Below are 17200 nucleotides of genomic sequence, written 5' to 3'. Positions count from 1 at the left end.
GATCAAGTGTTCACCAGTGCGTTAGGTTGGAACCACTTCGCGGATTGGGCGTTTCGAGCGGATGATCAGACGATTTGCTTACGCCCTTATCTTCGTCCAGGTATCCATGGCGACTGCGCTGGCTACACAGGTATTCCTGTCGACCGCCGAGCAAGCCCGTAGCTCAGAACGCTCGCTGGCGCTGGCGCCACGCGAAGACGAGGGATGCGCCAAGGCGATGTGGCCCAATATTCCGGAACGATGTCTGCAACGAGTCGAGCCGAAGGTGGTGACGCTCGTGCTCAGCCAAAACAACTGATGGCTGCGCCATCCACGAATGGCTCTTGCTGACTTGCAGGCTGCCATGTGCCGCTGGCCGCGCCGCCGCAGGACCAGCACCGCTCCGTTAAGCCTCGGTCAATCTCTGCAATCTATCTTGAAGGCCAGATTGTTGAGGGTGACATGAAGCGCAAGTCGACAATGCTCTTTGCCTTCCCAGCTCTGATCCTGCTGATTTTGGCAGGGGAGCGCATGGCGACCTTCCTGCTGGGATCCTATCCGGCCAGTCCCACGATGTGGCGGATCTGGCTTGAACTAAGGCCGCTGTCGACGATGTTCTGGCAACAGATCGATCTCTTTCTGGGGGCGTCGATGGTCCTTGATGCCTCCATCCTCGCCGCCGCGTCGATCGTCTGCTGGATGGCGTTCCGCACAAGAAAGTCGGTTGCCTTCTTCTTCCTTGCAAATCACGTCGCCCTGCTTTTTGCCGGGTTGATGATCGCCGTCACCAGCCATTCCGAAACAGCGAGCACGATCGCTTCATTCACGGTACCCGGGGGCCTTCCATTCTCACTAATGGTCGATTTCACCTTGAAGAACAGCCTTGTGCTGCTTCTGGGTCTGACAGCATGCGCCTACTGTCATGTTGTCTTCCTCAGCGAAACCCGGCAACGGTCCGAAGTGCTTGCCGCGAGGCTTGTTGCCCTGCAGCGAGATCTCTAGAGCTTTTCACCGTTTCACGGAAACGGCGAACCGCTCTATCTCTTTGATTTAATGCAATTCCGGACGGAAAACCGTTCACACTTTTCCTGGAAGTTGCTCTAGGGCAGCCCGCTTTTCCAGCGCTAGTTGATCTTTTTGTAGTAAACCTTGCCGTCGGCCTGTTGTATGCGCTGGTAGTTGGGGCTTGGGGCAGGCGCTGCGGCCGCGACCCTGTTTTTCGGCGGACGCGGCGCATCGACAGCGCTGGGCTCGGTCGCGCCTTCACCATCGAGAACGGCGGGTGCCTCCGCCATGCTGCTGGTCGTGTCGACGGAAGGCTCCGCTGCGCTCGACATGACCTCATCACGGGCAAGAGGCTGGTTCTGCTCCAGTCGGGCTATGCTCCGGTTGATTTCACCAAAGCTGCTTTGCAGTTGACTGTCGAGTTTTTCAAATCGGCTCTGAAAACCGTTGTTGACGGTATCCAGCCGGCCCCCGATTCGTTGTTCGAACGTCCCGAGTTGTTCCAGGCGCCCTTCCAAAAAGCGCATATCGCTGATGCCGCGGTAGAGATAAACTGCGGCTATTATATTCACCAAGGTGATCAGGGACGTGCCGATGATGACCGCGCCGATAATGCTTTTGTCGCTCGGTTTCCCAACGACAGCCTGCTCTCCAATGCGGGTTTCTGTCCCAATCTCGATTGCCGGCATGTCCGGTTCGCTGATCATCGTCATTGAACCACCACCTTTGCGCCGATCGCGACGCGCTTGAAGAGATCGATCACATCGGTGTTGGTGAGGCGAAAACACCCCGATGTTCCGTCGAAGCCAACCCCCGACGGATCGTTGGTTCCGTGTATCCGATAGAGCGTGTCACGCCCGTCCCGAAGCAGATAGAGCGCCCTGGCGCCGAGTGGATTGTAGGGACCGGCGGGCACCATTTGCGGCAGCTCCGGCTGGCGGTCGCGCATTTCGCGGGGTGGGCGCCATTCCGGCCATTCGGTCTTGGCCCCCACCTTGACGACCCCGGTCCAGCCAAATCCGTCGCGGCCGACGCTGATCTGATAGCGAAGCGCCTGGCCTTGTCGGGTCACCAGATAAAGCGCTTTCTCGCCCTTGCGGATAACGATCGTTCCAGGTTGTTCCGCCGTCTCGAAGGCGACAGTCTTGCGCAGGCTGGGTCCCATTGCCGGCAGCGGCGGCCGATCCGAAAGTGCCGATCGCGCGCTGGCGAAGTCCTGGACCGACATCGCCAGCGCCATACCCATGACGCAGGCCAATCCCGGGCCAATCCGATACCTACCTGGCCGATACCTATTTGGCAGCGTCATCAAGCCGCTCTTTGAACATCCGCTTCAGGTCTTTGTTGAAGCGCGCACGCCCATCCACCTCGGCAGGCAGAATAGCACGGTTCAACGCATCGGCCAGAAGCGCATTGTCCAGCGCAACCGATTTGATGTGCGGCGCCTTGAAAATCTTTTCCAGCTCGCTGCGCGAAAAGTGGTTCCCGAACCATTTGCGCTTGTGCTTGTTGGCGACCAGCGTGATGCTGACCGCATTGCCACGCAACTCACGGATCTTCTTGTAGAGCCGCTTGCCTTGCCGCAGCGACGCGACGTTGAGTTCGAAGACGATGAAGATCTCATCGCTCGTCGACAGCACGGAATTGTGCCAGCGGGTTTCGATATTCGGCAAATCGATGACGATGTCGTCGAACCGGTAGGCGACGAGGTCAAGCAGGCGAAACACGAAATCGGCGCCCTGAGGCTCGAAAGGCAATTGCGGCCTCTCGAAGGAATAGAGCGTCAGCCCGGACGGACGCGAGAGCTTGATGACATCCATCAACTCGACGTCGAGCCTCTCCGGCTGGCCGATGATGCCGCCGAGGTCGAACTGGTTGAACTGGTTGAGATAGGCGCCGCAATTGGCGCTCTGGAAATCGAGGTCGACCAGGCAGGTGGAAGCTCCGCGTTCTGTCGATTTCGACGCCAGGTGCTCCGCCGCCGACAAAGCGAGGGTCGTCGCGCCGGCGCCGCCGCTGGCGCTGATGAAGGTGATGATGCGGCTTTTCGTTCCCTGGTTGCCGGTGTCGTGGAAGGTCACCGCGTTCAGCAGTTCCTTGCCGTCGAGCGGCTTGTGCAGCCAGTCCGAAGCGTTCATGCGCACCAGCACGCGCGTCTGCTCCGACGACAGTTCGTCGGAGACCGCGATCAGCGGCACGGTTGCCCAAAGGGCGCGCGCCTCAACGATGCCCGGCCTGCCGAGCAACTCGCCATTGCCGAGGTCGAGGATGACGATGCCAGGGCGCGTGTCCGCGGGCGGACCCTTGAGGAATTCGCCGGTCTCGGAAACCCTGACGTCGTAGATCGCCAGTGCATCGAGGCGCGTTGCTACATCGCGCTTGAAATTCGCATCCGACGAGAACAGCGCCACCTGCTTTCGCTTGGTCGGCGTAACCTTGGTGTTGATGGCATTCATGACGCGGTACTCTTCAAATCTTCGCCCGTAACCGTGCTCAGCATGGAGGGCACTGTGATGTCTCCGAACCCGAGCAGTCCGCCCAGGAAGAAAAACTGGAAATTGATGTTCTGCAGACTGACGGTGATGGTCGGCACCGGGCCGCCCAGCCGTGTTTGATAGCCGAGGCCGGTTGCGGTGTAGGTCACGACGACGTTGCTGCGCTGCAAGCCTGGGAAAAAGTGGCATATGCCAGGCCGCTGGTTGGCTGCCAGAGGCGGACAGGCATCGTCATTGGTGTTTGCGGTGTCGCCGCGAAAGATACGGCTGAAATTGGCTGCGCTGAACGCGCCGCTATTGGTGCACGAGCCACTGCCCGCGGCATAAGTACAAACAAAAGGCCCATAGGCTCCAGCCGCCACCGGCGCGCCTGGATTCGAGATTGGCGCGGCGGTTGGGAGCGCGGTTGCAACCGGGTCCGAGATGGACGCCAGTCGGGCGCCGATCTGCACTGCCTTGGTCGCCGCATTCCATTGATAGAAGGCATATCCGAAATCAACGAAGCCAAGGGTCAGGGTCAGCAGCAGCGTCATGGCGATGGCCATTTCGACCATCGTTGCCCCGTCCTCTGATCTTGCGAACTGCCTCAGCATCATCAAAATCGGATCAACCGCTCCTGATGGCTGGCGGAGAGCGTGACCGTGCTTATGTTGATCAATGACAGCAATCCGACGCTATCGCGGCTTGCATAAGGGTAAGCACCCGAAGCCGTGACGATACAGACCTGCGAGGTCGTCGAGAGATAGAGCACGTTGCCACTGCCGTCGACCGCGTTTTTGCAAGTCGCGGGGTCGGCGATGTTGATCGTCACGTCGGTCGTCTTCCAATCTTTGATACGTGCGGGAGCCGTCCCCGCCACGTTGCCGAAGACGGTGATGTTCTTGGCGAGAGCGGCGCAGTCGATCGCGGCAAGCCCCGCATCGGTGTACAGCTTGCTGTTGCAGCGTGCGGCGAACCGCGCTCCGTCGGAGACGCCGGCTTCCATAAGCAGCTTGTCGTGGATCAGATTGCCGAATTCAAAGACCCCCGCCGATAACAACAGCATCATCGGCACAACCAGACTCATCTCGACAAGCACCGTGCCGTGATGGTCGGAGCGAAAGCGGTTCAGGACGCGGGACAGCCTTCTCAACATCGCGGTCACCGGTAGAGCTGCGCTTCGTCGCGCAGGAAATTGTCCAGCGTTCCTTGTCCGCCACGGCCGGTAATGTCGACAAGCTCGACCATTACGGACGCATCGTCTGACGGCGAGGATACCGGCTCAGTAAGGAAGAAGCTGGCGAAGGATTCGACCGGCAGGTTCGTGCTGTGGCCTGATAGATCGTTGGTTGGCTCGAGCGCGTTGCAATTCAGGATGGCGCCGTAGATCAGGCGACGGTCCACCGACGTGACCGGCGGCTGGCAAGAGTTCGGGGGTGTTCCCACCTCGCCACCTGTCGAAGCCGTTCCCACCAGCCCAGCCGATATCTCGTACTTGTAGACTTCGTAACGGGTCGGCTTTGTCGTGTCCCACGAGGATGGATGGCTGGCGGAACCGAAGTTGGTGCTCCAATAGCCGGAGAGGTTCCAATTTCCATCGCCCATTCGCCCGCCCATGTATGGCGTGGTGGCATCCCTGGGCAGGCCCATGTTACCCGTTCCGTTGAAGGTCAACTGGTTATATTGAGGGCATTGGCCGCCGCCATTTCCATTTCCATTTCCATTTCCGTTTCCGTTTCCGTTTCCATTTCCAGACGAAGCACCCTTTCGGACGTTGGCGGCTGGGCCGTATTCCGGGCTATTGAAGTGGCCGTTGGCAGCAATCCCGAACCGAACGTTGAAGGCGTCTTGCACTGGCCCAGCGTTCTGTCCAGTCTTGGTATCGACCCCCTCCGCGGAGTAGCAACCGATTGGTCTGGATGTGGCAATGGTCTGTGCGAGCGCCTGCGCCCCATTGCCAACGCCTGCCGGCGGCTCAAGAAAACCAAAATTGCCAGGACCAGCGGCCGCACCGTTGCCTACCTTGCGCAGTTCCATAAGTCTCCGGTGTAGGTCAGGATTGGCAGCGGCCTGTTCGAGGGTGTGCCCGTCGGGATCGTCCTCATACGGATTGCAGATGAAGACAGGAGTGAAGTCGCAGACGCCGGAGGTGAAACCGGCCACCGACACGGCGCTCAGATTGTAACTCGTGTCGGTTGCACTTCCCGATGACGAGACCGAGACCGGGAACATCGACGTGAAGCTTTCCGGCAGCGCCTTTACCCGGATGAAACGGGTCACGATCGGCGAGGCTGCATAGTTGGCCGGTATGATCGGGTCGGAGTCGTTTGTCGGGATACTTGCCAGGAAGCACCACGATATCTGTCCTTTCGACCGGCAGGCGGGGTATGTAGAGTCTACCGTCGCAGTTCCGGACCCTGTGGTGAGGGGGACGATCCCCCCAGCGGAAAACATGGTCTCGTTGGAAACCAGATTTGTGAGGGCATTGTCGGCACGCGTCCACGCATCAGATCTGCCGTTCAACTCGGCGGCCGCGGCGAGCGCGAGCGCATCGGTGCCCTTCTGCAGGTCGTTGTCCAGATTGTTCATCCGGCTCATGTCGACCGCCAGCAGCGACAAGCCGATGATCGCCGGCAGCATGATGCTGACGAGGATGAGCGCTATGCCGCGTTGATCGTTCCAGAACGCCCTAATGGTCCCCAACATGACCTTACTCTCTCGCTTCCTTGCACCAGGCCCCTCGCTCACCCGGCGCATCGCGACCGCATCCTTCTGTTCAATTCGCTCCGTTGTTCACTGCCCCGCCTACATTGACCGTAATCGCAGGCGGTGGCGGCGGTGGCGGTGGAAATTTGTAGCTCTGGGCAACAGCGGCTGCCCGCGTGCCGTCGCCTTCGATATGTGTGTTCTTCGAGTTCGGATTGAACGGATCGACCGTTTGCAGCAGCGAATTGTATTTTTGCGTGTCGCCGGCGGCGAGCGTCACCGTGTCGTAGCGGTTCAGATAATCGGCGGCGCAGCCCGATAGTGCACCGGCGCACAGAATGAGGATCAAGGCGCTATTTCTTGACATAGAGCATCTTGTCCTTCGATTTGAAGTCCAGCATGTGGCCGTAGGGGCCAGTCACGCCGTCGCCCGTTTCGTATTTGCGGATCATATCCTTGTTCACCTCAAGCTGACCGAGCACGAAGAATTCCGGATCGTTGGCCGGCCGTGTCTTGTCGAAAGGCGTCGCCAGTTGTTCGCCGGGCTTGACCGGCCGCACGACGTGCGGCGTGACGATGACGACCAGTTCGGTCTCTTCCTTCTGGTTGCTCGAATTGCGGAACAGCGTGCCGATGACCGGCACCTGGCCGAGCCATGGCACCTGATTCTGCAGCTTGGTGGTCTTGCTCGACAGCAGCCCTCCGACCGCGAAGCTCTGGCCATCGCGCAGTTCGACGACGGTATCAAGCTTGCGGTTGGTGAAGATCGGGTCGCCGGCGGTGGTGAAACCGGTGAGGTCACTCACTTCCGGCGCCAGCTTCATGTGGATCTTACCGTCGTCAAGTACGACCGGCGTGAACAGCAGATTGACACCGAATTGCTTGTACGTGACGGTTACCTGGCCATCATTGCCGACGACACGGATAGGGACCTCGCCGCCAGCGTTGAAGCTGGCTGGCTCACCGGAAAGCGTTGTTAGATTGGGATTGGCAAGCGTGCGCACAACCCCCTTGGCCTCGAGCGCTTCAATGATCAGGTCGACCTTGATGTTGCTGTCAATGACTCGGGTGATCAGCGCCGCGAATGGATTGGTGTTCGACAGCAGGCCGGTGAGCAGGTTCCCAGGTCCCAGCACCACATCATCTTCGTCGACGGCCGCAATGCCTGTCCCTGTGCGGGTTGTGCCGCTGCCATTTGTGCTCTTGATCGAAACGCCGAGATCGCGGCCGGCATTGCGCTTGGCCTCCAGCACGCGCACTTCGAGATTGACCTGCTGGCTATCATCCACGATGACTGAGTTGATGATGGCGTCGGGACCGTACTGCTGTGCCACTTCCATGATGGACGCCAGCGTCGCGCCATCCTTGACGTGACCGCCGAGCCTGACCTTGCCGTTGATCGAACCGATTTCGATGCGCGCCCGAGGCGCCACCTGCCGGATCGCCTGCGCCATGTCGCTGACGTCGACGCCGACCTCGATCTGGATCACGCCCAGCGAGCGCTTTTCCGGGGAGAAGAGATTGACCGTGGTGGTGCCGGCGCTCTTGCCGATGACATAGAGCGTCCGGTCGGTCATCGGCTGGGCATCGGCGATCTTCTCGTCGCCGACAACGATGTCACCGAGATTGGCGCTCACCTGGAGGGTCACAGATTGTGACATCGGCAGGAAAACACGATGGACGCTGGGGTTGGACACATCGATGAAGCGGTCGGCAGCTTCGGCGGCAAGACTCCACGTCAGCAGCGCCGCCATACAGGGCAGCGCTGCCGCCGCCATCCGCACCCAAAACCCCCGCATTCTCGTCTCCCCAACTGCTGCCTTGGCAGCCCTCAATTTACCGCGCCTTCTGGTTTTTGTCGCGGCACTTCATAGGATTCGAGCTTCACACCCCGAAAGACGCCCACTGTAACATTCTTCGGCGGTTCCGGCTGCACGTATTTGACCACTTCCTTAACGACTTCCGGGACTTCCGGCGCCACGGCCGGCTTCACTTTGCCCAACTCGTCGAGGCGGCTTCCCACTCTCTCCACCGCCTGGGTCAATCCGGCAAGCTTGTCGTCGGCGCGCTTGCGCTCTGCTGCGGCCTCCGCTTCGGCGGCTGCCTGCTTATCCAGTTCGGCCTGCCTGGCGGCAACGTCGGCTGGCGTTTCGCCGTTAAGGTCCGAGGTTGTGATGCGCTCGGTGGTTTCGCCTTTGCTGGCGGCAGCCTGGCGAAGCGCCAGCGACAATTGGCCAGCACCGGCAGCCAGCGTAAGCTTCTGCGCATCCTTGGTGCTGACTTCGACCGTCACCGCTTTCACCACGGTAGGGCTTTCTTTGCTCTCGTCGGCGACCTGGTCGACGGCGAGCACCTTGATGCTCTGCAGCAGCACGTCGACAAAGCTCTTGTCGGTGCCATCATCGCCGCGCACCGTGCGCGTCAGCAAGACATCGACCCGGTCACCCGGGAAGACGAAGCCGGCGACGCCAAGCACGTCGTTGACGCGAATGGAGACTGCCTTCATCCCTTCGCCAAGCACTGCCGAAAGTGTGGCGCGCTGGCCGGGACCTGTGATCTTGGTGGCGAGGACAGGCTCATTGGTGCCGATTGATTGCAGCGCCTGCTTCGAGCCATCGCCCGCGAGAAGATCTTTGGTTGTCTTGAAAGCGCCCGCCGGGACTGCGCCCGCGGGCCACGCGATTTCCTGTAGCTTGTCGGCGCTCAGCGTGTCGCCGAATTTCAACGGCACTGCCGCCACGACGACCGTATCCCGCGGAACACCTTCGGACGAAGCCATGGCGTTGCGCTGATTGGCAAGCCAGATATTGACAAGCACCACGGCGAGCACACCGAACACGCCGGCTAGCACGATCATGATAAATGTATTTGCGCGCATTTGACCCAAGCCCCCAGGCCATACTGCGGGAACTCGCCCGCCTCGATTTAGGATCAAGCCCGGATTTGCGATCCGGGCTTGATTTCTTGTCGCTTAGCTGCCTGTTCCGGCAGCGGAATCGCACACACCGCCGGCTTTGCCGTTGAGTGTCGTGCAAAGGCCAGTAAACCGACCCGTCACCCAGCCGCCGATCGCCAGAATGGCGAGGATGGCTGCACCGGCGATAATGCCGACCAGGATGGAATACTCGACCATGGCAGCGCCGTTTTCATCATCACGGAACTGTCGGCCCATCGTCATGAGCTTTGTCATTTGCGTCGTCCGATCAGCTGCCGGTGCCAGCAGCAGCGTCGCAAACGCCACCGGCCTTGCCATTGAGCTTGGTGCAGAGACCGGTGAAGCGTCCGGTCACCCAGCCGCCGATGGCGAGGATCGCCAAGATTGCTGCGCCGGCAATGATGCCAACGAGGATGGAATATTCGACCATTGCAGCGCCGTTTTCATCGTCGCGGAACTGCCGGGTCATCGTCATGAGCTTCTTCATGTCAATTTCTCCCTTTGGAGGTTGAACCCGACGAGACAGAGCCAAGGATGAACCCCATACCCAAGCATCCCCCGTCACCTCAATCCTAGGTCGCACGAAAAAGCAGAGTCAAACGGATTAACAGTTCCTTAACCTTCCAATACCTGAACTCGCCCGTTCAAGAGCGATTTGAATTCTCACAAGAGCTTGATTCGGCTGAATTTTCAACCGTCCTTAACCATTCATTCACAATTTGGCCACAGCTAAGGCAAAACGATAATCGTATTAGCAAGATAGCATATTCCTTTATATCTAACGGCTTACGGACATTTTTCACCCGAATTCCGTTTGTTGCGATATGAAAGGTCCCGTGAGGTGGGAAGTTGGGGAGAGGGCAAAGCGCGGCGTCGAAATAAAAACGATATTTTTCGGGTGTCCTTCTTAACTATGTTGAAAGCATTGGCCTCACGTGAGGTCCTTCGGCGCTTGTGCCTCGCTTGGTTAACGTTTAGTTTCCGCTGATAAGGCTAACGGGGTATAGGGGATTATGCTGGGGCGGTTTATCAAGGGACCAAGCGAGCAGCAGGCCGCGATAAGGGCCGAGCAGCCGACTGTGCTGCCTGCCGCTCCGGCCCTTTCGCCGGCCGCTGATATTGAATCGCGCGGCGACGATTTTCTGACACTCAAGGTCGAACTTCATCGGCACCTTATCGATCGGTTCAATCTGACGGCTCTTGAAAATGCCACCAAGGACGAGATTCTGAATGAGATCCGTCCGATCGTTCGCGAGTTCGTTCGAAATCGAAGTGTGCCGCTGAACGCCCGCGAACTCGATCAACTGACCAGTGACACGGCTGACGAAATGCTCGGGCTCGGGCCGATCGAGCCGCTGCTCAAGGACGACTCCATTACCGATATCCTGATCAACACCCACAAGCGTGTCTTCATTGAACGGCGTGGCCTGGTTGAAGAGACGGCCATCCGGTTTCGCGACGAGGCGCACCTGCTGCGCATCATCAACAAGATCGTTGCGGCGATTGGCAGGCGCGTCGACGAATCGTCGCCGATGGTCGATGCGCGGCTGGAGGACGGCTCCCGCGTCAACATCGCGGTTCGGCCGATATCGGTGGACGGCCCTCTGGTCTCGATCCGCAAATTCTCGAAGAATCCCTATTCGCTCGAACGACTGATGGCGCTCAATTCAATCAAGCAGCCGATGATCGATCTGCTGCGGATTGCCGTTCAGGCGCGCAAGTCGATCCTGGTTTCGGGTGGCACCGGCAGCGGCAAGACGACCTTGCTCAATGCGCTGTCGAGCTACATCCCGTCCAGGGAACGCCTGATCACAATCGAGGACGCGGCGGAACTGCAATTGCAGCAGCCGCATGTCGGTCGGCTCGAGACACGCCCGCCCAATGTCGAGGGCAAGGGCGAGGTCCGTCAGCGTGAGTTGGTCAAGAACGCGCTGCGCATGCGGCCCGACCGCATCATCGTCGGTGAGGTGCGTGGCGAGGAAGCCTTCGACATGCTGCAGGCCATGAACACCGGCCATGAAGGCTCGATGACCACCATCCATGCCAACACACCGCGAGACGCCATCTCGCGCCTGGAGCAGATGGTCGGCATGGCCGGCATGCCGATGACACACGAATCCATCAGAGCTCAGATTGCCTCGGCCATCGACATCATTGTGCAGACGCAGCGTCTTTCGGATGGGGGCAGGCGGGTCATTTCGATATCGGAACTGACCGGCATGGAAGGCAATGTCGTTCAGCTTCAGGAAATCTATCACTTCGTCCGACGCGACGTCACCGCGGAAGGTGCGATCATCGGCGATTTTCGAGCAACTGGTGTCCGTCCGCGCTTCTCAGCGGAGGCGGCGACGCTCGGACATCATTTTGGCAAGGACGCCTTCAATCCGCAGGTTCCGCTCTGATGCTGTCCGGCCAGTCCTTGCTCTATTTCATCTATACGGTGGCGGCAGCGTCAGTCATTCTCGCCGCCGAGGCCCTGTATCTTTCTTATGCCAGTCGCCGCTCGCGCGCCGGAGCGGTCAATCGCCGGTTGAAGCGCCTTGCTGACGAAGTTCCGGCCGAGCAGACCCTGCAACGACTGCTGCGCGAGCGTGGGCTGACAAACTCCGGTGACTTCCTTTTTGGTCTGGTGGGTCTGAACAGGCTCTACACGCAATCCGGTATTACAGGGAATCCCGTGACTTTCGCGGCGACATTTCTTGTCGTTGGGCTTGCCCTGGCAATGGTTCTCTCATTCTTCCTGGGTGTCTCGAGCTTGGCATCGTTCATCATTTTCCTGGTGACTGGGCTTCTGCTGCCACTCCTTGTTCTGCGACGCGCCCGCAACAAGCGTATCCGGAAGTTCGCCAAACAACTTCCGGATGCGTTGGACATGATCGTGCGCTCGCTGCGGGCTGGACATCCGGCCACAGTGGCAGTTGGTCTCGTGGCTCGGGAGATGCCCGATCCACTAGGCACCGAGTTCGGCATCGTGTCCGACGAAATCACCTTCGGTCTCAGCATGGAGCAAGCGGTGCGGAAACTGTCACAGCGTGTCGGCTTCGAAGGCCTTCATCTGCTGTCGGTGTCACTGTCGATTCAGGCCAAAACAGGCGGCAATCTGACCAGTATCTTGCACAATCTCTCATCGGTGCTGCGTGAAAGGCATAAGCTTGGGATGAAAATCAGAGCGCTTTCAGCGGAAGGTAGAGTGTCAGCATGGATCATCTCGCTATTTCCAATCGTGATGTTCTTCGTTCTACTGGGGCTCGCGCCGGCGTACTATGGCGCTGTTTGGGACAATCCCCTCATCTTCCCCGTGTTCTTGATTTTCGGAATATGGGCGCTTTTGGGTGATTTCATCATGTACAAAATGGTCAATTTTGATTTCTGATAGGAGAGAACAATAAATCTTCTTTCAAATATCCAGGATTTAGGCTTTCTGGTTTCTATTGCTGTCTTTGTCGCAGCGGTGGCGCTTTTTCTGTTCGGTGGTCTTGTTTTCTTGCCCGCGTTCCAGACACGAAAGCTGGTCGCGCAAAGCCTGATAGCGGAGGGCATTACCGATCGCCGGTCAATGCTCGGCCTTGAGCAACAGGCTAAAGTCTTGGCTCAGCGGCCGATCGAGGCGTATTTCCGGTCGGTAGAGAAAGAGCGGGACGAGCCCAACGCCCTTGAGGCGAAGCTTTTCCGCGCCGGCTTTTATCAAGCAAGCGCTCCCTTCTTATACACCTTGTCACGATTTGGAGCGGTTTGTGCCGGCTTCTCGTTGATGTATGCGCTTCTATCTCAAGTGCTGCCACCTGATTTGCCCGCGTTTGCGACCCTTGCCGGGTCCGCCTTGTTCGGGCTTGCTTGCATCGTCATTCCGAGCATCATGCTCGATCGTTTCGAAAATTCGCAGAAGCGAATCTATCGGCGCGGCTTCCCCGATTTCATGGACATGATGATCACCTGTGCCGATGCCGGCATGAGCCTGGAGGCCGCTGTCGAACGGGTGAGCCAGGAACTGGTCGCGACCCACAAATGGCTGGGGATACAGCTTTCGATCATGACCTTGCAGCTGCGCGCGGGTAAACCGTTGCGAGAGGCTTTGCGTGAACTGGCGGACCGCATCGGCCTGGACGAGGCGCGGGCGTTGGCTGTGTTGTTCCGGCAATCGGAAGAACTCGGCACCAGCCTGACAGATGCGCTGCGCGTCTACAGCGATGAAATGCGGTCCCAGAGAATCCTTCAGGCCGAGGAGCGCGCTAATGCGCTTCCGGTCAAGATGATGATCCCTTTGGGTATCTGTATCTTCCCGGTGGTGCTAATGATCGTCCTTCTGCCGGTTGTTATTCGGATGCAGGCCATTTTCAATCATTAACCAATATGCTTTGGTTCTAATGAACCGAGTCGAAGGAACCTTGGGCACGAAATGACAGGGTCAATACGCCTCACCGCCGCAGCCAGCATGCTGCTTCTCGTGCTTGCCGGTTGCCAGTCGACCGATAGCAGCATGGGTGTCGTTCGCACAAACGAGCCGTCGAACGGCGACGTAACGTCGTTTGGCGATGCTTTCGACGGACTGAAGACGGTCAGCGATGTCGAATATTACGCGTCGGATCAGGCCGTCGCCGAGGCCAAAAATCAGTTCCGCGCGGAAAATTACGGCAATGCCGGCGCCCTGTTCTTCAAGGCGACGCAGCTTGCCCCCAACGATGGTGGCGCCTGGATGGGACTGGCCGCCTCATGCGATCGCATCCACCGCTTCGACCTCGCCGACCGGGCCTATGGCCGAGCCTTCAAGCTGATGGGGGCGTCGCCCGAATATTACAACAATGTCGGCTATTCCTATCTGCTGCGCGGCAAGCTGCAGGACGCACGCGCGAATTTCCTCAAGGCCTACGAACTGGCGCCCAACGATCCGACCGTGGTCAACAATCTGAAGCTCCTGTCATCCAGCGTGCAGAACATCGAGCGGTAGAGCCCAGCATGTTGCTTGCCGCGTCGCTGCTGCTGAAGATCCTTGCCATCCCACTTTTCGCGAGAATTGCATGGCTGGACTTCGTGACACAGAAAATATCCAATCGTGACGTGCTGCTGCTGTTGTGCCTGGGTATCGGATCGATGCAGTTTATGTCGATTCAGGCCGGGTCATGGTGGGACATGGGTCTGAGCGTCATTGTCGGCTTTGCCCTGTTTGTCGTGCTCTTTCCCTTCTGGGTCTTGCGCAAGGTTGGCGCCGGAGACGTCAAGCTTATAGCGGTGGTGCCGTTTCTGGCCGGCGGGACCGATCTCGTGGTGTTTACTTTGCTGTTGCTGGTGTTTGCGCTCATGACGGCAGCGGTCGTGAAGAATCCGTTCATGCTGCCCGCCGGTGCTTTTCGTCTTTACGCCGAGCATCTCGATCGCAAGGGAGTCGTGCCGTTCGGCGTGCCGATCTCAATCGCGGCGATCTGCTCGATCGTATTCCACATCGTCAGCCGACTAACGGGCTATGGCGGTATTGAGAATTTCCTCTGATGCGCAAACGGCTAGAGTGGTTCATCGTTTCACGGAAACGCCGAACCGCTCTATCTCTTTGTTTTGACGCAATTCCCAAGGGAAAGCGCTCCGCGCTTTTCCCGGGAAAACCGTTTCACACTTTTCCTGGAATTGCTCTGGCAGCTATTCCACGCTGAGCCGATAGCCGATGCCGCGCACTGTCTGCAGCCAGACCGGGTTGGACGGGTCGCGCTCGATCTTGCGGCGCAGGCGGTTGATCTGGACGTCGATGGTGCGCTCGCCGACTTCGGAATCGTCTCCGACCAGCTCATGGCGCGGTATGGTTTCGCCGGCGCGTGCGGCGAAGATCGCCAGGATCTCCTGCTCGCGGTCGGTCAGCTTCAGCGCCTCGCCGCCACGCTTCAGCTCGCGCCTGGCGATCTGGAAGGTGTAGGGGCCGAAGACCAGCTGCTCGACCTTGGGGGTGGTCGCCGGGCCGCCGCGGCGCAGGATGTTGTTGATGCGCAGGATCAGCTCGCGCGGGTCGAACGGCTTGGGCAGATAGTCGTCGGCGCCGGCCTCCAGCCCGGTGATGCGGCTGTCGGTTTCCGACAGCGCGGTCAGCATCAGGATCGGCACGTTCTTCTCCGCCCGCAGCGCCTTGGTGAGGTCGACGCCGGTTTCACCCGGCATCATGACGTCGAGGACGAGGAGGTCGAAGTCGAGACCGGCGAGCTTGCGCCTGGCCTCGCCAGCATTTCCCGCGACTGTGACGCGAAAACCGTTTTCGGTCAAATACTGCTTCAGCAAATTGCGGATGCGGGTGTCGTCGTCGACCACAAGCAGATGCGGCGCGTCATCGTCCGGCGCCGTCGGCTGGTCCACCCTCTCAATGGTCTCCATGGCTTTTCCCTGACATGTTTGCAGGCACAATGTCGATCTGCGCCCTTAGTTCCGGATTGACCATCGCTTCCAGGAATCGTTCGATCAAGGGGCGCTCGCTGGCTCCGGAATCTTCCAATGCAGCACGGATGCGGCGTGACTGTGGCCGCGCCAGCGCCAGCGCCAGGGCGCGGCCCTTGGCCGTCGGGTAGAGTTCGCGCTGGCGGCGGTCGCGCGGCCCCTGCAATTGCACGATATGGTCGGTGTCGATCAGCTGCTTGAGCACCCGCGCCAGGCTCTGCTTGGTGATCTTGAGCACGTCGAGCAGTTCGGCGACCGTCAGCCCCGGCCGGCGGTTGACGAAATGCAGCACCCGGTGATGGGCGCGGCCGAAGCCGTAATCGGCCAGGATCTGGTCGGGATCGGAGGTGAAATCGCGATAGGCGAAGAAGAACAGTTCGATGATGGCGAAGTCGATGCCGTCCTCGTCGGTGATCGCCGTCTTGATCGGTTTTCCGGCAGCTGGGCTTCGATCCGTCATCATTTCTCCGTCCATAGAGGGAAATTATGTCAGTACTATTGACGTAATTTCCCCGCAATGGTAATTTTTGACAAGCTTTTGGGCGGATTGCGAACGAAAAGGCAAGGGAGCGCGGTTTTTCCGGAACTTCCTGAGTTTGCCAGAGTTCGATTATCCGCTTACGCTTCAGGGGCCGCCCGATGCGGCTGTCGCGAAACAAACAACAACACCAATGATGTGCGGGCCGCCGCCCGCGGGAGGTTTCCATGGCATCCGTTCCCTTCGACCAGCTGGAAGGCTTCATCTGGATGAACGGCGAGTTCGTCAAATGGGCCGACGCCAAGATCCACGTGCTGACCCACGGCCTGCACTATGCCAGCGCCGTGTTCGAGGGCGAGCGCGCCTATGGCGGCGCCATTTTCAAGCTGAACGAGCATACCGAGCGCCTGCATGAATCGGCGCGCCTGCTCGGCTTCAAGATCCCCTATTCGGTGGCAGAGCTCAACGACGCCTCGACCACGCTGTTGAAGAAGCAGGGTTTCCAGGACGCCTATGTCAGGCCGATCGCCTGGCGCGGCAGCGAACAGATGGGCGTGTCGGCGCAGAACAGCCGCATCAACTGCGCCATCGCCATCTGGCAATGGCCGAGCTATTTCGATCCGGCGCAGAAGCTCAAGGGCATCCGCCTCGATCTGGCGGAATGGCGCCGGCCCGATCCGCGCACCGCGCCGTCGAAGTCGAAGGCCGCCGGCCTCTATATGATCTGCACCATGTCCAAGCACGCCGCCGAGGCCAAGGGCTATGCCGACGCCATGATGCTCGACTGGCGCGGCCAGGTCGCCGAAGCAACCGGCGCCAACATCTTCTTCGTCAAGGACGGCAAGATCCATACGCCAAAGCCCGATTGCTTCCTCGACGGCATCACTCGGCGCACCGTCATCGGCCTCGCCAAGGACCGCGGCCTTGAGGTGATCGAGCGCGCCATCATGCCTGAGGAACTCGAAGGCTTCGAACAGTGCTTCCTCACCGGAACGGCGGCGGAAGTGACGCCGGTTTCCGAGATCGGCCCCTACCGATTCGAGGTCGGCGAGATCGCCAAGACTTTGATGAACGACTATTCTGCCGCAGTGCAGCCTAAGCATGCGATAGCCGCAGAATAACGAAAATCACAGCTTTTTTCGCAAGCAGGGGCGGTTTTAGGGCCGCCCCTTTTATTTCAGCATTTGCGCATTTGACTTTCGTCTAATTCGGCGT

21 protein-coding genes are annotated in these 17200 nt (G+C 59.3%); 8 read left to right on the top strand and 13 right to left on the bottom strand.

What is annotated here, in order from left to right; translation table 11 throughout:
• Nucleotides 1-61 precede the first annotated feature (61 nt).
• Together H0241_RS17010 and H0241_RS17005 are read left to right on the top strand one after the other, a co-directional pair.
• Nucleotides 62-298 carry a hypothetical protein gene (locus tag H0241_RS17010; RefSeq protein ID WP_181058802.1) on the top strand — a complete coding sequence of 79 codons (237 nt, stop codon included), beginning with the start codon at nt 62-64 and terminating at the stop codon, nt 296-298.
• A 143-nt stretch (nt 299-441) separates the two neighbouring features.
• Nucleotides 442-981: a hypothetical protein gene (locus tag H0241_RS17005; RefSeq protein WP_181058801.1), complete on the top strand. Its 540-nt coding sequence runs from the start codon at nt 442-444 to the stop codon at nt 979-981.
• A 122-nt stretch (nt 982-1103) separates the two neighbouring features.
• Here H0241_RS17005 and H0241_RS17000 read toward each other — a convergent pair whose 3' ends face one another.
• From H0241_RS17000 to H0241_RS16950, 11 genes are all read right to left on the bottom strand, one after another.
• Nucleotides 1104-1697 carry a hypothetical protein gene (locus H0241_RS17000; protein WP_181058800.1) on the bottom strand — a complete coding sequence of 198 codons (594 nt, stop codon included), beginning with the start codon at nt 1695-1697 and terminating at the stop codon, nt 1104-1106.
• A complete protein-coding gene (locus H0241_RS16995; protein ID WP_407941749.1) occupies nt 1694-2230 on the bottom strand; it encodes a L,D-transpeptidase in 537 nt (178 codons plus the stop codon). The genes H0241_RS17000 and H0241_RS16995 overlap by 4 nt, the downstream gene beginning before the upstream one ends.
• Nucleotides 2231-2276: 46 nt before the next feature.
• A complete protein-coding gene (locus tag H0241_RS16990) occupies nt 2277-3440 on the bottom strand; it encodes an AAA family ATPase (RefSeq protein WP_181058798.1) in 1164 nt (387 codons plus the stop codon).
• The gene (locus H0241_RS16985; protein ID WP_235984315.1) at nt 3437-4033 is read right to left on the bottom strand and encodes a TadE/TadG family type IV pilus assembly protein; all 597 of its coding nucleotides are present in this window, start codon (nt 4031-4033) and stop codon (nt 3437-3439) included. The genes H0241_RS16990 and H0241_RS16985 overlap by 4 nt, the downstream gene beginning before the upstream one ends.
• A gap of 41 nt (nt 4034-4074) precedes the next feature.
• On the bottom strand, nt 4075-4614 hold the full coding sequence (locus tag H0241_RS16980; protein ID WP_210284966.1) for a TadE/TadG family type IV pilus assembly protein: 540 nt from the start codon (nt 4612-4614) through the stop codon (nt 4075-4077).
• A 5-nt stretch (nt 4615-4619) separates the two neighbouring features.
• On the bottom strand, nt 4620-6164 hold the full coding sequence (locus H0241_RS16975) for a TadE/TadG family type IV pilus assembly protein (RefSeq protein ID WP_181058796.1): 1545 nt from the start codon (nt 6162-6164) through the stop codon (nt 4620-4622).
• Between the two features lie 70 nt (nt 6165-6234).
• Nucleotides 6235-6513: a hypothetical protein gene (locus tag H0241_RS16970; protein ID WP_235984314.1), complete on the bottom strand. Its 279-nt coding sequence runs from the start codon at nt 6511-6513 to the stop codon at nt 6235-6237.
• Nucleotides 6514-6517: 4 nt separating this feature from the next.
• On the bottom strand, nt 6518-7963 hold the full coding sequence (locus tag H0241_RS16965; RefSeq protein WP_181058794.1) for a type II and III secretion system protein family protein: 1446 nt from the start codon (nt 7961-7963) through the stop codon (nt 6518-6520).
• Nucleotides 7964-7995: 32 nt separating this feature from the next.
• Nucleotides 7996-9042, bottom strand: coding sequence for a Flp pilus assembly protein CpaB (gene cpaB / locus H0241_RS16960; protein WP_181058793.1), 1047 nt, complete (start codon nt 9040-9042; stop codon nt 7996-7998).
• A gap of 93 nt (nt 9043-9135) precedes the next feature.
• Entirely contained in the window at nt 9136-9354 is a 219-nt protein-coding gene (locus tag H0241_RS16955; RefSeq protein ID WP_181058792.1) for a Flp family type IVb pilin, read from the bottom strand.
• 13 nt (nt 9355-9367) lie between these two features.
• Entirely contained in the window at nt 9368-9586 is a 219-nt protein-coding gene (locus tag H0241_RS16950; RefSeq protein WP_023753012.1) for a Flp family type IVb pilin, read from the bottom strand.
• A 526-nt stretch (nt 9587-10112) separates the two neighbouring features.
• Between H0241_RS16950 and H0241_RS16945 the strand changes: the two genes are divergently transcribed.
• From H0241_RS16945 to H0241_RS16925, 5 genes are all read left to right on the top strand, one after another.
• Nucleotides 10113-11501 (top strand): CpaF family protein, encoded by a 1389-nt coding sequence (locus H0241_RS16945; protein WP_181058791.1) that lies wholly within the window; start codon nt 10113-10115, stop codon nt 11499-11501.
• Nucleotides 11501-12472 carry a type II secretion system F family protein gene (locus tag H0241_RS16940; protein WP_181058790.1) on the top strand — a complete coding sequence of 324 codons (972 nt, stop codon included), beginning with the start codon at nt 11501-11503 and terminating at the stop codon, nt 12470-12472. The genes H0241_RS16945 and H0241_RS16940 overlap by 1 nt, the downstream gene beginning before the upstream one ends.
• 78 nt (nt 12473-12550) lie before the next feature.
• Complete coding sequence (locus tag H0241_RS16935) at nt 12551-13444, top strand: type II secretion system F family protein (protein ID WP_407941748.1); 894 nt, start codon at nt 12551-12553, stop codon at nt 13442-13444.
• 51 nt (nt 13445-13495) lie between these two features.
• Nucleotides 13496-14044, top strand: coding sequence for a tetratricopeptide repeat protein (locus tag H0241_RS16930; RefSeq protein WP_181058789.1), 549 nt, complete (start codon nt 13496-13498; stop codon nt 14042-14044).
• 8 nt (nt 14045-14052) lie between these two features.
• A complete protein-coding gene (locus H0241_RS16925; protein WP_181058788.1) occupies nt 14053-14583 on the top strand; it encodes a prepilin peptidase in 531 nt (176 codons plus the stop codon).
• Nucleotides 14584-14727: 144 nt separating this feature from the next.
• On the opposite strand, the gene H0241_RS16920 is transcribed toward H0241_RS16925, so the two are convergent.
• Nucleotides 14728-15447, bottom strand: coding sequence for a response regulator (locus H0241_RS16920; protein WP_023672025.1), 720 nt, complete (start codon nt 15445-15447; stop codon nt 14728-14730).
• On the bottom strand, nt 15434-15967 hold the full coding sequence (locus H0241_RS16915; RefSeq protein ID WP_112561176.1) for a MarR family winged helix-turn-helix transcriptional regulator: 534 nt from the start codon (nt 15965-15967) through the stop codon (nt 15434-15436). Before H0241_RS16915 ends, H0241_RS16920 begins: the two co-directional genes overlap by 14 nt.
• A gap of 245 nt (nt 15968-16212) precedes the next feature.
• On the opposite strand from H0241_RS16915, the gene H0241_RS16910 reads away from it, so the two are divergent.
• Nucleotides 16213-17106: a branched-chain amino acid aminotransferase gene (locus H0241_RS16910; protein ID WP_112561042.1), complete on the top strand. Its 894-nt coding sequence runs from the start codon at nt 16213-16215 to the stop codon at nt 17104-17106.
• Nucleotides 17107-17200 lie beyond the last annotated feature (94 nt).

Source organism: Mesorhizobium neociceri (assembly GCF_013520985.1).
Lineage (GTDB): Bacteria > Pseudomonadota > Alphaproteobacteria > Rhizobiales > Rhizobiaceae > Mesorhizobium > Mesorhizobium neociceri.
Note: the sequence above shows the minus strand (reverse complement) of the source record. Positions and strands in the feature narration are given on the sequence as shown.